This window comes from Prosthecobacter gellanilyticus (genome assembly GCF_007992435.1).
In the GTDB taxonomy this organism is placed as follows: domain Bacteria; phylum Verrucomicrobiota; class Verrucomicrobiia; order Verrucomicrobiales; family Verrucomicrobiaceae; genus Prosthecobacter; species Prosthecobacter gellanilyticus.
The window spans coordinates 1-13,672 of the sequence record NZ_BKAG01000031.1; the positions used below are offsets into that span (position 1 = coordinate 1).

Annotated in this window: 9 protein-coding genes; 2 read left to right on the forward strand and 7 right to left on the reverse strand. The window is 59.9% G+C overall.

Going from position 1 to position 13,672, the window contains the following annotated elements:
• Window positions 1-222 precede the first annotated feature (222 nt).
• The 3 genes from BGE01nite_RS18820 to BGE01nite_RS18830 all read right to left on the reverse strand — a co-directional run bounded on the left by BGE01nite_RS18820 (window position 223) and on the right by BGE01nite_RS18830 (window position 4,167).
• Complete coding sequence (locus BGE01nite_RS18820) at window positions 223-849, reverse strand: TVP38/TMEM64 family protein (protein ID WP_146852498.1); 627 nt, start codon at window positions 847-849, stop codon at window positions 223-225.
• Window positions 850-1,059: 210 nt separating this feature from the next.
• Entirely contained in the window at window positions 1,060-2,610 is a 1,551-nt protein-coding gene (locus BGE01nite_RS18825; protein WP_146852499.1) for a sialate O-acetylesterase, read from the reverse strand.
• A 48-nt stretch (window positions 2,611-2,658) separates the two neighbouring features.
• Complete coding sequence (locus BGE01nite_RS18830; protein ID WP_146852501.1) at window positions 2,659-4,167, reverse strand: sialate O-acetylesterase; 1,509 nt, start codon at window positions 4,165-4,167, stop codon at window positions 2,659-2,661.
• 107 nt (window positions 4,168-4,274) lie between these two features.
• Between BGE01nite_RS18830 and BGE01nite_RS18835 the strand changes: the two genes are divergently transcribed.
• Window positions 4,275-5,165 (forward strand): alpha/beta hydrolase, encoded by an 891-nt coding sequence (locus BGE01nite_RS18835; protein WP_146852503.1) that lies wholly within the window; start codon window positions 4,275-4,277, stop codon window positions 5,163-5,165.
• A 267-nt stretch (window positions 5,166-5,432) separates the two neighbouring features.
• Here the strand turns inward: BGE01nite_RS18835 and BGE01nite_RS18840 are convergent, their stop codons facing one another.
• The 3 genes from BGE01nite_RS18840 to BGE01nite_RS18850 form a co-directional block, all read right to left on the reverse strand.
• Window positions 5,433-6,467 (reverse strand): aldo/keto reductase, encoded by a 1,035-nt coding sequence (locus BGE01nite_RS18840; protein ID WP_146852505.1) that lies wholly within the window; start codon window positions 6,465-6,467, stop codon window positions 5,433-5,435.
• 115 nt (window positions 6,468-6,582) lie between these two features.
• Complete coding sequence (locus tag BGE01nite_RS18845) at window positions 6,583-7,602, reverse strand: LLM class flavin-dependent oxidoreductase (RefSeq protein ID WP_146852507.1); 1,020 nt, start codon at window positions 7,600-7,602, stop codon at window positions 6,583-6,585.
• Window positions 7,599-8,648, reverse strand: a complete 1,050-nt coding sequence (locus BGE01nite_RS18850; RefSeq protein ID WP_146852508.1) for an alkene reductase — start codon at window positions 8,646-8,648, stop codon at window positions 7,599-7,601. Before BGE01nite_RS18850 ends, BGE01nite_RS18845 begins: the two co-directional genes overlap by 4 nt.
• 56 nt (window positions 8,649-8,704) lie before the next feature.
• On the opposite strand from BGE01nite_RS18850, the gene BGE01nite_RS18855 reads away from it, so the two are divergent.
• A complete protein-coding gene (locus BGE01nite_RS18855; RefSeq protein WP_246145758.1) occupies window positions 8,705-9,058 on the forward strand; it encodes an ArsR/SmtB family transcription factor in 354 nt (117 codons plus the stop codon).
• Window positions 9,059-9,119: 61 nt separating this feature from the next.
• Here the strand turns inward: BGE01nite_RS18855 and BGE01nite_RS18860 are convergent, their stop codons facing one another.
• A complete protein-coding gene (locus tag BGE01nite_RS18860) occupies window positions 9,120-13,583 on the reverse strand; it encodes a PVC-type heme-binding CxxCH protein (protein ID WP_146852510.1) in 4,464 nt (1,487 codons plus the stop codon).
• Window positions 13,584-13,672 lie beyond the last annotated feature (89 nt).

Sequence of the window (13,672 nt, forward strand, 5' to 3'; positions counted from 1 at the left end):
AAACCCATCGCCAGACTCCCTCCCCGAATCCTTCCCTGTCTTCCGCGTGTTCCGTAGGCTCATCTTCAAAGCCCCCAGCACACTCAAAACCCACCGAGTAAAAAGCACATTCATCCCCCACCCTCCCCTCAAAACCCCCACCACCCAAGTGACCCAAGCGGACCCTTTGGACACCGCGCCCTCATTCTTCACAACCGAGAACAGTGAACCGAAAACCGAGAACTACCTCATCCACCGCCTAGCCCCCACCCACAACAAAACAGGCACCACCGCACTCAGCCCCATCGCCATCCCCGGCTGCGAGTTCCCCAGCGCCCCGATCGCCGCAAACGCAAACCCCACCGGGATCGACCCACACGCCAGTGACACTAGATAAGTACGCACATTCATCTTCACCAGTCCTGCCAGGCACGAAACAGCCTCCGGCAGCACCGGCATCCAGCGAGACAGCGCCACCAGCCACCCACCGCGTTTGGCAAAAAGCTGCTCACCTTGCTTGAGTCCATCCTCCCCAGCCAGCCACAGCGCCGCCGGTCTCCCTAACCAACGACACGCCCCGTAGGCTGTCGCCCCCGCCAGAAAAGATCCTGCCGAAGCCAGCAGTCCGCCGATGAACCACCCATACATCAGTCCCAGCGCCGACATCACCACCGTGCTCGGCACGGGTAATAAAATGTCCGCCACCAGCAGCAGCACCCCTGCCAGCCCGGCCCACTCCCCATACTGAGAGATCCAGGCCCGCGTCCCTTCCAGGCTCAGCACCGCATCAAACCTCTCCCCCCAGATCGCAAACGGCACCAAAATCCCCGCCAGGATAACAACCAGGATGATGATCAGCGCACGAGACATGTCGGGTCAGTAAGGATGAAAGTCAGCACACCCAATAACCGCTCCCCCACCACTCCGCACCCACATCCTCCCTATTATGTAGAGAGAGCTCAGCTCGGACTCACGTCCGCAAATCAGACACATAAGCCCCATCCGGCCTATGAGACCTATTTCCCCTCTTCTTTATTAGCGTCTCATCAGCGTCCTATTAGCGGTTAAAAAATCCCCGTCTCACTCCGTGCTAAAAGGAGAAGCCGGAATTCCCGCCCCATTCACCAGGTTCCCCTTCGGGTTCCCCGCGAACGCGTAGTGCACCGTCTTCGGCTCCGTGATCTTCCCGTGCCACACGATCACCTTCTCACCCTCCACCTTCGCATTCGCCCACACAAACTTCCCGTCCACTCCAGCGATCGCGAAACCCTCCAGATTGCCCTCCTTGGCCTTCAGCCCTTCCGCATGATCAAAGCTCAGCGCCATCTTCCCGTTCCCAGCCGTCGATGATTTAAACAGTGGCCCCGTTGGCTGGGCGATCGCCTTCTGGTACACATCATGCAGCACCACGGTCGAGAGCCGCTTCGCGTAGTCCACCTTGTTCGTCGGGTGCCCGTTCAGTTCGCCCTTCAGATCCATCGTGATCGCCATGCTCGTGTGCGGCACGCTCAGCGCACGCCGCTGTCCATCTCGCACCGCCACACCCCAGCCCTTCGGCTCGGAAGGCAGCTTCTGCACACCCTTCACCGCCGGCAGCTGCACCCAGGCAAAGTGAAACTCATCCCCCCAGCGCGCACGCCAGTCGCTGATCAGCAGTTGCATCTGCTGGCCATACAGCGGTGAAAACGGCCCCGCCGCATTGCGCTCGCCCTGATACCAGATCACCCCGCGCATTGTGTAGGGCGCCAGCGGCTCGATCATCCCCGCATACAGCCCGCCCGGCTTCATCACCTGCAGGTTCTTGAAGGGCAGGGGAGCCTTCGCCACCGGCTGCTTCGCCTTGATCGCCGCCGCGCGCTCCTTCAGCCACACCGCTTTTTTCTCCAGGAACTTCTTCTGCTCCGCCTCCGGCACAAACCCGTCCAGCCGCTTCCCCCAGTCCTCCAGCAGCGGCTTCAGTTCCGGCACTTTTTGTTGGGCCGAAAGGCTCGTCCATCCTTCGATCGGCGTTCCTCCGACCGCCGAGGTCAAGATCCCCACCGGCTGCTGGATCTCCGCCAGCAGGTCACGCGCAAAAAAGTATCCCATCGCCGAAAACGGCCCCACCGTCTCCGGTGAGCACACCTGCCACTTACCGGGCCGGTCCTTCGCCGCCGCACCCTCAGGCACCGGCAGCTCATAAATCGCAAACGGCGCATCATGAACAAACACGCGGATCTCCGGATGCTTCGCCGCTGCCACCACTGCATCCGCATCGTCCACAGACCCATGCAGCTCGCCTTTGATCTGCATCGCCATGTTGGACTGACCTGAAGCCAGCCACACCTCCCCCACTAGCACATCCTTCACCACCTTGGAGTGCACCCGCAGCTCACGTCCTTCTTTGCTCGGCGACAGCGCCTCCAGCTTCACCTGCCAGTCACCCTTCGCATCGGCCTTCACCGTCTTCTTCTGCCCGGCAAACTCCACCGTCACTTCCTCACCTGCATCCGCCCATCCCCAGATCGCCACCGGCTTCCCAGCCTGGACCACCATGTGATCAGAAATGACAGCCGGCAGCCTCACCTCGGCCTGAGCCGCGAGCGTGAAACAAAGGCCAAAGAGCGAGCAGAGCGAAGCGGAGGTCTTCATAGCGAAAAAGTTCAGGTCTAAAAATTGGTAATACTTTTGGTTGGGCCATTATTCCTTCCAGTCATCCGTCCGGAACGGCGATGCTGGCAGCCCCGCTCCATTAAAAAGCGTCGCCTCCGGCCCGGATTCCCACGCATAGCGTACCGCCACCGGCTTCGGCACATCGGGTGAGCTGATGACCACACCCTTGTCCTCAATCTTCGCCTGCGCCGGCTTCCACACCTTGTCCTCACCCGCAATGACAAAGCCTTTCAGCCCATCCTTCGCCGTCAGTCCACCTTCCGTGTGGGTGAACTCCACCACCACCTCGCTGCCGCGGATCGTGTGCTTCGCCAACAGCGGCCCGGACGTGGCCGCCACCATCTGATCATACACCTCGCCCAGTGCCCACACAGCCAGCCGCTTGCCCACATCCTGCTTGTTCTTCGGGTGATTGTCGTTGTTGTCACCCACATCCAGCGTCACCACCATGCCGGTGTCCTTCACCTTCAGCGCCTGCAGTTGCGCCTCGCGCACAAACGCACGCCCCGGCCCGCTCTTCGTGTAACCAGGCAGCTGCACCCAAGCGAAAGGAAACTCATACCCCCAGCGCGTGCGCCAATCATTCACCAGCAGCGGCATCTGCAGTCGATACCGCAGGCCTGATTCAATGTTCGTGCAGTTGTGCTCCCCCTGATACCAGATCGCTCCTTGGATCGTGTAAGGAATCAGCGGCTTGAGACGACCCTCAAACAAATACGCCGGATAGTTCGAGCTCCGTCGCGGCTGGATCGGCATCGCTGGTTTGCGCGGTGCTTCCTTGCCCGCCGCCTTGGCCTTGCCCGCCGCCGCCTTCCATCGCTCCAGCTTCTTCGGATACTCCGCCTTCGCCTTCGTCGGATCAAAGCTCGCATCCGTCTTCTGCCATTCCTCGATGAAGGCCTTCAGCTCTGGAATCGGCAACTGCACCTCCTCACTCGTCCACGCCGCGATGTCCGTGCCACCCACCGAAGATTGCAGAACCCCCACCGGCTTGCCCAGCTTCTGATGCAGCTCTCTTCCAAAGAAATACGCCACCGCGGAAAGACCACCCACACTCTCCGGCGAGACCACCGTCCACTCACCGCCGCAATCTGCCTGCGGCCCCGGCAGTGCGCTCTTGGTCACCGTAAACATGCGGATCATTGGAAACTTCGCCGCCGCGACTTCTGCCAGTGCATCGCGACTTCCCGCCACCTTGAAAGCCATGTTGGACTGCCCCGATGCCAGCCACACCTCACCCACCAGCACATCTTGAATGGTGATGCTGTTCGTACCGCTGACCTTCATGGTCTGCGACGCAGAGTCAGCCTGCAGTGGATCCAGCTTGATCATCCATTTGCCATCCTGGCCCGTCTTCGCGGACTTCTTCTGCCCGCCCAACTCCACCGTCACTTCCTCACCCGCATCCGCCCAGCCCCAGATCGCCACAGGCTTCCCGGATTGCAGCACCATGTGATCCGAGATCACGGACGGCATCTTCACAGCGGCAAACGCGCTGGTGGCGGACAAAAGCAGGGTCAGGACGGCTTTCTTCATGGTGCTCAAGATGACGTGCCCATACCTCGGATGTTTCTGGTAAGCCCAGGTGACCAGCCTTCTCGCGTGCCAGCTTTGCCTCCCACCCCGCGTATTGGAGAGCGCTCATGAATCCAGCCCTTCGTCTCCTCGTCGTTCTTCTCCTGCTCGGCACCTCGCTTCATGCCCAGGTGAAGCGCCCCGTCATGCCTCCGCACACCAAAACGGGAGATGTGGTCTACGGCCGCAAGTTCGGAGTCGCGCTCACGCTGGATGTCGTCATCCCGGAAAAGCCCAATGGCTTCGGCATCGTCTACATGGTCAGCGGCGGCTGGGTCTCCGGCTACTCGCCAAACACGCCCGACCTCTACGTGCCCTTCCTGGAGCGCGGTTACACCGTCTTCTCCGTGCGCCACGGCTGCCAGCCCAAATTCATCATCCCCGAGATCACGCAGGACATCCACCGCGCCATCCGCTTCATCCGTCACAACGCCAAGCAGTGGAACATCAATCCCGACAAACTCGGCATCAGCGGCGGCAGCGCCGGCGGCCATCTCTCACTGACCATGGGCGTCCACGGCACCGCCGGTGATCCGCAGGCCAAAGACCCCATCGACCGCGAAAGCAGCGCCATCCAGGCCATCGCCTGCCTCTTCCCGCCCACGGATTTCCTCAACTACGGCAAGCCCGGCGAAGACGCCGTCGGTGTCGGCACCCTCAAAAATTACAAAGCCGCCTTCGGCCCCGAGTCCGACACCCCCGAAGGTCGCCAGCGCCTCGGCAAAGAAGTCTCCCCCATCTATTACATCACGGCCAAGCTCCCACCCACCTTCATCATCCACGGCGACCAGGACACTCTCGTCCCCATGCAACAAGCCGAAACCTTCGTCGCCAAAGCCAAGGAGCTTGGAGCCATTGCCAAACTTGTCGTTAAACCCGGCGCCGGCCACGGCTGGCCCGACCGCCAGCCCGACTACCAGCAGTTCGCCCTTTGGTTCGACGAGCACCTCCGCAAGTAGCACAGGCGTCCCGCCTGATAACGTGTGCAGCGGGCGTCACGCCCGCTCAAAGTGGGACAGGTTTGTAACCTGTCTCCTGGATCATCCCACGTCTCGCGCCTAGCCAACTAGATCAAACTCACCTGTCGATCTGCCTGGTCCCGTAGCGCCAAAGGCGCGCCCCATACCAGCCTGGGGCGTCTAGCCCCAGGTATCCGATACGCCGCGCACCGATAAGCGCTGAAAGCGCGCCCCATGCACACGAAACGCGCTTTCCTCCCACCACCCTCACTTCACCGGAAACGGATTCCGTTCCTCAAACCCGCTCTGGTGCCAATACGGATAAATCTTCGGCTTGTCGCTCGCCGCATCCAGCTTCGCCACCTGCTCCTTCGTCAGGCTCCACCCCACCGCGCCCAGGTTCTGCCGGAGCTGCTCTTCATTGCGCGCACCGATGACCAGTGTCGAAACCGTCGGCCGTTGCAGCAGCCAGTTCAGCGCCACCTGCGGCACGGTCTTGCCCGTCTCCTCAGCCACCTCGTCCAGCGCATCCACCACCTTATAAAGATACTCATCTTCCACCTGCGGCCCCATCTGCTGGCTCAGCGTGTGATTGAGGCGGCTTGTCTCCGGTTTCGGCGCATTGCGACGGATCTTGCCCGTCAATCTCCCCCAGCCCAGCGGGCTCCACACCACCGCGCCCACCTTCTGGTCCACGCCCAGCGGCATCAGTTCCCACTCATACTCACGACCAATCAGCGAGTAATACGTCTGGTTCGCCACATATTTGGTCAGGCCAAACTTGTCCGCATGTGCCAGCGCCTTCATGAGATGCCAGCCCGAGAAGTTGGACACACCGATGTAGCGGATCTTCCCGGCGCGCACCAGGTCATCCAGCGTGCCCACCACCTCTTCCACCGGTGTCACCGCATCAAACCCATGAAGCTGGAAGAGATCGATGTAATCCGTCCCCAGCCGCTTCAGCGCAGCCTCCACGGACCGCGTGAGATGCCAGCGTGAAGAACCCACATCATTCGGTCCTTCACCAAAGCGGAAGGTCGCCTTCGTCGAGATGAGCACCTTGTCACGGCGACCCTTGATCGCCTGTCCCAGGATCTCCTCCGCCAGCCCGTTGGAGTAAATGTCCGCCGAGTCAAACATGTTCAGCCCATGCTCCAAGCTCACATCGATGAGCCTCGAAGCCTCCGCCACATCCGAGGCTCCCCATTCTTTGAAGAACTCTGTGCCTCCGCCAAAAGTGCCCGTGCCCAGAGTAAGTGCCGGAACCTTGAAGCCCGACCCGCCAAGTTGTCTGTATTCCATAATGTTTGGTATCGTTAGTTAGGTTAAAAAAGAAAAACAAAGCTGCCCGCTATCATGGCAGCATGAGGCATCACACGTCCCATCAGACCCATAAGCCCCATTCCGAAAAAACAAGTTAAGATCCCGTCGCTCCGATCTCCCGAAACACCTCCGCCGCAATCTCAAAGGACCTCAGCCTCGCTGCCTGGTCATGAATATGCGCCGTCGCGATCAGCTCATCCGCCTGCGTCTCTTCCAAAAGAGACTCGATCTGCCCCTTAAAACTCTCCGGACCACCCACCGCCGAGCAGCGTGTCATCCTATCCACATGTGCCGCTTCCACCGGACTCCAGATCTTATGAATGTCATCCACCGGCGGCGGCAGTTGCTTCGGCCATCCCCGGATCAGATTCAAAAACACCTGCTGAAGCGAGGTAAACTGCCGCTCCGCCTCTTCATCCGTGTCCGCAGCAAACACATTCACCCCCACCATCACATGCGGCTTCTCCAGTTGCAGCGATGGCCTGAAATGACTTCGATAAATCTCCAGAGCCTGGTGCAGCATCTCCGGCGCAAAGTGGGAGGCAAAGGCAAACGGCAGGCCCAGCTCCGCCGCCAGCGAGGCACTAAAAGTGCTGCTGCCTAACAAATAAATCGGCACATCCAGCCCCTGTCCAGGCACCGCCTTCACTCGCTGCCCCGGCTCAGCCTTGCTCAGATAGCTCTGAAGCTCTCCCACATCCGCCGGAAAGGTGTCACCACTGCTGCCCAGCCCGCGTCTCAAAGCCCGCGCCGTCGTCTGGTCGCCACCCGGCGCACGGCCGAGCCCCAGATCAATGCGCCCCGGATACAGCGATTCCAGCGTGCCAAACTGCTCCGCGATCACCAGCGGCGCATGATTCGGCAGCATGATGCCTCCGGACCCTACGCGGATGGTCGAAGTCCCGCCCGCGATATGCCCGATCACCACGGAGGTGGCCGCGCTGGCCACACCCGGAATGTTGTGATGCTCGGCCACCCAGTAGCGATGATACCCCCATTTCTCCACATGCTGCGCGAGGTTCAGCGAATGCTTGAACGACTGCGCCGCTGTCTCGCCTTCCAGGATCGGTGACAGATCCAGGACGGAGTAAAACAGGCCTGCGTGCGGTTTCATAGCGTAGGATAATCGGTGTAGCCCTGCGCTCCGTTCGCATAAAAAGTGGCCGGGTCAGGATCATTCAGCGCAGCCCCCTTCGCAAAGCGCTCGGGCAGGTCAGGGTTCGCCAGGAAGGGCACCCCAAAGGCCACCGCATCCGCGTTGCCGGCCGCCAGGATCGCGTTGCCACTCTCCAGGGTGAACTTCTCATTCGCCACATACACACCGCCAAAAGCCTTCTTCAGCTCAGGCCCAATGCTGTCCGCTGCCTGATGCTCACGTGCCGCGATGAAGGCGATCTTCCGCTTGCCCAGCTCACGGGCCACATAGCCAAAAGTCTCTAAAGGATTCGCATCACCCATATCATGCGCATCACCACGCGGCGCCAGGTGCATACCCACACGATCAGCACCCCACACCGAGATCGCAGCGTCCGCCACCTCCAGCATCAGTCGTGCGCGATTCTCAAGCGAGCCGCCATACTCATCTGTGCGCAGGTTGGTCTTCGTCTGAAGGAACTGGTCCAGCAGGTACCCATTGGCTCCATGCACCTCCACACCGTCAAACCCGGCAAGCTGCGCATTCTCCGCACCTTTTCGATAGGCCTCGATCACCCCCGGAATCTCAGCGAGCTCCAGCGCACGTGGCGTCACGAAAGACTTCTCAGGCCGCACCAAGCTCACATGCCCCGCAGGAGCAATCGCGCTCGGTGCCACCGGCAGTGCTCCATCCAGAAACATCGGGTCAGACATGCGGCCCACATGCCAGAGCTGCAGGAAGATGCGGCCACCGGCTTCATGCACGGCCTGCGTCACCAGCTTCCATCCGGCCACCTGTTCTTTGGACCAGATGCCCGGCGTGTTCGCATAGCCTACACCCATCGGCGTGACGGACGTGGCCTCACTCAGGATCAGCCCGGCACTGGAGCGCTGACGATAATACTTCGCCATGAGCGCGTTCGGCACACGCTGCTGCCCGGCGCGGGAACGGGTCAGCGGAGCCAGGATAATGCGGTTGGGAAGGTTCAGGGCACCAACTTGAAGTGGATCGAGGAGAGTAGGCATAAGTTTGTTTGTTCCGAAGTTCATAAATACAGAACTAAAGAATCATTGAACTGCAAGTGAAATTTGTGTATGATGCTTTTATCAGACCTCTCCACCATCCTCCAGCCGACAGCATCACCCTTCCAGGCGTCCTCCACGCGCTGTCAGATCCAGTGCGCCTCAGCATCGTCGCCGAACTCCGCAAAGCCGAGGACGGTCTGAACTGCGTGGAGACCACGAGCCGACTGAAGTGCGCCATGCCCAAGTCCACCTGCTCGCAGCACTACCGCATCCTGCGTGAGTCAGGCATCATCCACAGCGAGCGCCGCGGCACAGAGCTCACCAGCCGCGTGCGCCGCAAAGAGCTCGATGCCCGCTACCCCGGCCTTCTGGACACCATCCTGAAAGCCTGGAAGCGCGAGCAAGAGTAATCGGACCATTCCTGGCCCGTGTAAGAGAGGGGGCAGGAATGCCCCCATCACGGTAATCGGGTCACTTCACCTTCAGCACCCCGCGCATGATGATCCCATGCCCGGGGAAGGAGCAGATGTAAGGATACTCACCCGGCGCAGGTGCGGTGAACTCAATCACCTCCTCCTTCGCGTGATCCAGCAGCTTCGTATGCCAGATCACATCGCCACCTTCAGGAATAAAGCCATTCTCAAAACCCTTCGCACCCATGGCGATCGCCGCATTCATGATGGCGTCCGCTTTGCCCGGTTTCAGGATCAGCAGGTTGTGCGGCATCACATCCGTGTTCGCAAAGGTAAGCTTCACCTTCTTGCCGGACTTCACCGTCAGTTCCTTCACGTCATACATGAGACGCTCAGGAATGGTCGCCACGCGGATCGTCGTCAGTTCTGGTGTGTCACTCAGCACACCGGACTTCTGCGCCTTGGCTTCCACCTCACCGGCGATGACCCCGCCCTTGGTCGTGGCTTCCACATTGAACCAAAGCTGCTGCACCACATTCGCCGCGTTGCGCGCATGAAGCTCAGGCGATTTCTGAAGCTGGCCTAACAGAGCCAGATCACGCACATTGTGCTGCTGATGCACCCACAGGGCTTCCAGCAGATGATGCGCATCCTCTTTCTTCGTCGCATCAAACTGCTTCATCCATTCTTTGGTCGCCGCGATGACCTCAGCCGTGGGTCGCTCACTGAGTTCCACACGCGTGCGATGACGCACACCATCCGCCGGATGCTTCAGATTCTCCAGAAGTGCGGGGATCGGCTGTCCATCAATGGCCACGGCCTTTTGCAACTCCCGGCCCTTCGCCGTCATGCGGTAGATGCGGCCATGCTTGTGGTCACGGTTCGGGTCACGCACGTTGTGCTGCATGTGGCCAATGATCACATTGTGCCAGTCGGCGATGTACAGCGCGCCATCAGCGCCGAAGACCGTATCACTCGGACGGAAGTTCTTGTCACCGCTCATCAGCAAACCGCGTGACTTGTCCTCGGTGATGCTGCCATCAGCCTGCACCGTCTTCACGGTGAGCTCGGCGCCTGCAGGCTCTCCCCACACCGTGCCAGACTCGGCATTGCGCGCCAGATCATAGTGCTTGATGCCCAGGAAGCCGATGACATTGGAGATCAGGAAGTCACCCTGCATGTCCTCCGGGAAATGCGTGCTGCTCACGATCTCGCTCGCCGTCACAGGCCGCACTTCCTTCTTCAGCAGCTCATGCATCTTGAAGCCATTGCCTTCGGGCCGCACCTGATACGCACGACCACCCGTGCCATCCGTGGCATACTGATAACCCCACGAGTCGAAAGCGATGCCGTGCGGATTCGGCGAGTTCGCTGCGTGCATGGCGATGGTGAACCGACGCGGATCAAAGCGATACATCGCGCTCGCTCCCGTTTGCAAAGACGAACCCCACGGATGCTCATGATTGTGCTGCATGAAGACACCGCTCTGCCAGTAAATGCCACCATCCGGTCCCATGATCAGGTTGTTGGCACCATGATGCGTGTCCGCGAAGTCCACGCCTTGCAGGATGATCTGCCGCACATCCGCCACATCATCACCATCAGTGTCCTTCAGGAAAAGAATGTCCGGCGCACTGGTCACAATGACCCCGCCATTCCAGAACTCAAAGCCCAGCGGATTCTGCACGCGCGCAAACTCCGTCACGCGGTCGCACTTGCCGTCGTTGTTGTCATCGTGGCAGATCACCAGCGCATCCTTCATCTCCTTCAGCGGCTCCCATGTCGGATAGGTATGCCAGACCGCGGCCCAGATGCGGCCCTTCGTGTCCACCTGAAGCTGCACCGGGTTCACCAGCTGCGGAAACTGCGCCTCGTCCGCAAACAAGCTCACTTCAAACCGTGGATCAAAGGCCATGTGCTGGATGGCTTCCTGCCCGCCGATGTATTTCAGCGTGCCTTCCTTGACCGCGCTGGATGACTTGCTCTTGCCGCCGACATTTGAGATCACTGGCACAGGCTTCGGCACATTGCTGTCATCGACCTTCTTGTCCTTGCCTGTCGCGCGTGCCCACACCTTCTCATCACGGTTGGCGGTCATCACATCCAGCATCGTCAGCTCATGCTGCAGCACCACCGCATTGGTCTGGCCATCGGTGAAAGCCAGTGTGGAGCGGCCGCCCCACACATCGTTGCCATCACGGGCGCGATACCGTGCATTCCAGTGCATGTCCTTGTCCATCACCGCTTCGCGCAGTTCTTCCATGGAGGGCGATGCACTCACCTGCTTGCCGATCAATGCCTTCGCAATCACTTCAGCGAGCTGACGATTCCCCTCAGATGTCAAATGCACACCATTGATCGTTAGTGGCTCCTTCGCCGCTTGGAAAAGCTCCAGTGAAGGATGAAAGAGATCCACAAAAGCCACTCCCGCCTCCTTCGCCGCAGCCTCCGTGGCCTTCGTGTAAGCTTCGAGCTGTGCGTTGTGCTCCTTGCCGCTCGGCACGTTCACATTCTTCGTGTCCTCATGTGCGATGGGGCTGAAGAGCACTATGCGTGAAAAAGTCTTCCCGTTCGCCTTCGTGCCACGCACATACTTCACAAAGTCCAAAAGCTGCTTCTGATACTCTGCGGGCTTGTTGTCGAACGATTCGTTATACCCGAAGAACGCAAACACCGTGTCCGGCTTCACATGGCGGAGGTAATCCGTCATGTGCATGTGTCCGCCGCTGCGCGGGAAAGAGTTCGGCCGGTCACCACTCGCGCTCATGTTGCGGAAGCGCACGTTCAGCTCTGGCAGCGCGCTTTGCAGCAGCGTCTCCATCCAGCCATCATGCTGCATGCGGTCGGGCAGCCCATTGCCCAGAATGGCAACTGTCTCGCCCTTCGTGAAGCTGAAGGGCAGGGCATCCTTGTAATCTGCTGGCACCGGGAAAAGCTGCGGCTCCGGCTTGCTGCCACCGCCGCTCGCTTCCTTCGCGGGTGCAGGTTTGCCAGGCTTCCCCTCAAACGTCAGATAGGTCAGCTTGCCACCGCTCTTGATATCAATCGTCATCGACTCCGGTGCCGCCACGTTCTTGATCTCAAACACCGCTTTCCGCGAGTCATCCAGCAACTGCAGCGTAAAGCCACCCAGACGTTCAGGGAAACTTTTGCGGCTCCACAGGCCGATGCTGTCCACGGCCTGCGCGGCGCCTAGATCAACCTCCCACCAGGTATTGGGCTGATTCTCTTTCGTGTGAGTCTGCCCGCTCCTGCCCCAGTCCGGACTCTTGTTCCCATCAAAGGCTCTCTCGGCCACTCCACCATTGGTCGTGGTCGATTGCGATGCCTTGCCATCCTTCCCCACATTCTTGCCACCGCTCATGACTTCGACCTCGGCAATGTTTAGGCAGCGCTTGTCTCCAGGAAGCTCGATGCGCACATAGCGCGCGGGCTTGCCCGTCACGATGTTTGGCTTGGCATCCACATCCGTCTTCGCGGCCTGCGTCTCCTCTTTCTTCACCGGCTTCGGACCACTCCCCTTCGTGTTGTTGTTCGCCGGAATCGGGCTGGTGAAGCCCGCATACATCTCCGGCTTGATGCCACGCGCATAGGCTCCACCTGCAAAGGTGTTAGGCTTCCCGGCACCGACAAAGGCGATGTTCATGTCCGCCTTGATCGCATTCTCCAGCCCCAGCGCCCAGAAGCATCCGTTCACCACCATGCGGCGATAGCCTTCATTCGTGATGTCTTCCGAAGTGCCATACAGCGTGGTGAAAACACGCCCTTCCTTGCCCGACTCCGACTTGTAGGTGCGTGTCCACTCACTTGGCATTGGCGGCTTTGTGCTGTCGGCAGGCGAGTCAGGTGTCATGCCATTCAGCGGTTGCGCCATCGTCAAAACATCACCCGAGATCGGCTTGCCCACATACCCACCGGCCTGCACCCAGATGTCCTTCACTCCACGCAGGATCGGATGCTGCTTCATCGCATCCACAATGCTGATGCGCGTGCTCTGCTGATGATTCTTGCCGTAGTGTCCCACCCAGGTCTGTCCCAGCACCTGATGACCGAAGCCCTTCTCATAACCACTGACGTTGCTGTCGAAGGAGTACTTCGCATACGGATCATCCTTCGCCGTCTTGAATCCATGCGTCGCCGTGCGCAGTCCCACCACGGGACCACCGCGTTTCAAATAGGCATCAATATGCTTCATCTGCTCGGCAGGCAGCCCCTGGAAGCGCAGAAACACCACCGCCAGATCCGCGCTCTCCAGCGCCTCGAGTCCAGGGATATTCGACGGATCACCCGCCGAGATATTACCATCCTGATCAATATCAAAAAGCACCGTGCACTTGAACCCATGATGTTTCGCCAGGATGCGCGCCAGGGCCGGCAGACTCTCCTCGGACCGATACTCATGATCCCCCGCGATGAAGACGACATGCTTGCCCTTGCCGGGCCCATCGGTGCCTTCATAAACAAGCGGCGCAGCGCAGGCAAACCCTGCGAAGGTGAAGAGTGCGAGGAGGAGATATTTCATGGCTGGAATCTGGCGGGAACCTTAGTACCGCGCCAGAGGACCAAACCGGACAAAAAATGTGTTCAAGCCCTCACTTTGCGTTTGCCCCC

Excerpts from the sequence above, each read along its gene's own strand:
- BGE01nite_RS18860 (WP_146852510.1), bottom strand. The coding sequence starts at position 13,583 with ATGAAATATCTCCTCCTCGCACTCTTCACCTTCGCAGGGTTTGCCTGC.
- BGE01nite_RS18820 (WP_146852498.1), bottom strand. The coding sequence starts at position 849 with ATGTCTCGTGCGCTGATCATCATCCTGGTTGTTATCCTGGCGGGGATT.
- BGE01nite_RS18825 (WP_146852499.1), bottom strand. The coding sequence starts at position 2,610 with ATGAAGACCTCCGCTTCGCTCTGCTCGCTCTTTGGCCTTTGTTTCACG.
- BGE01nite_RS18850 (WP_146852508.1), bottom strand. The coding sequence starts at position 8,648 with ATGCCTACTCTCCTCGATCCACTTCAAGTTGGTGCCCTGAACCTTCCC.
- BGE01nite_RS18835 (WP_146852503.1), top strand. The coding sequence starts at position 4,275 with ATGAATCCAGCCCTTCGTCTCCTCGTCGTTCTTCTCCTGCTCGGCACC.
- BGE01nite_RS18845 (WP_146852507.1), bottom strand. The coding sequence starts at position 7,602 with ATGAAACCGCACGCAGGCCTGTTTTACTCCGTCCTGGATCTGTCACCG.
- BGE01nite_RS18840 (WP_146852505.1), bottom strand. The coding sequence starts at position 6,467 with ATGGAATACAGACAACTTGGCGGGTCGGGCTTCAAGGTTCCGGCACTT.
- BGE01nite_RS18830 (WP_146852501.1), bottom strand. The coding sequence starts at position 4,167 with ATGAAGAAAGCCGTCCTGACCCTGCTTTTGTCCGCCACCAGCGCGTTT.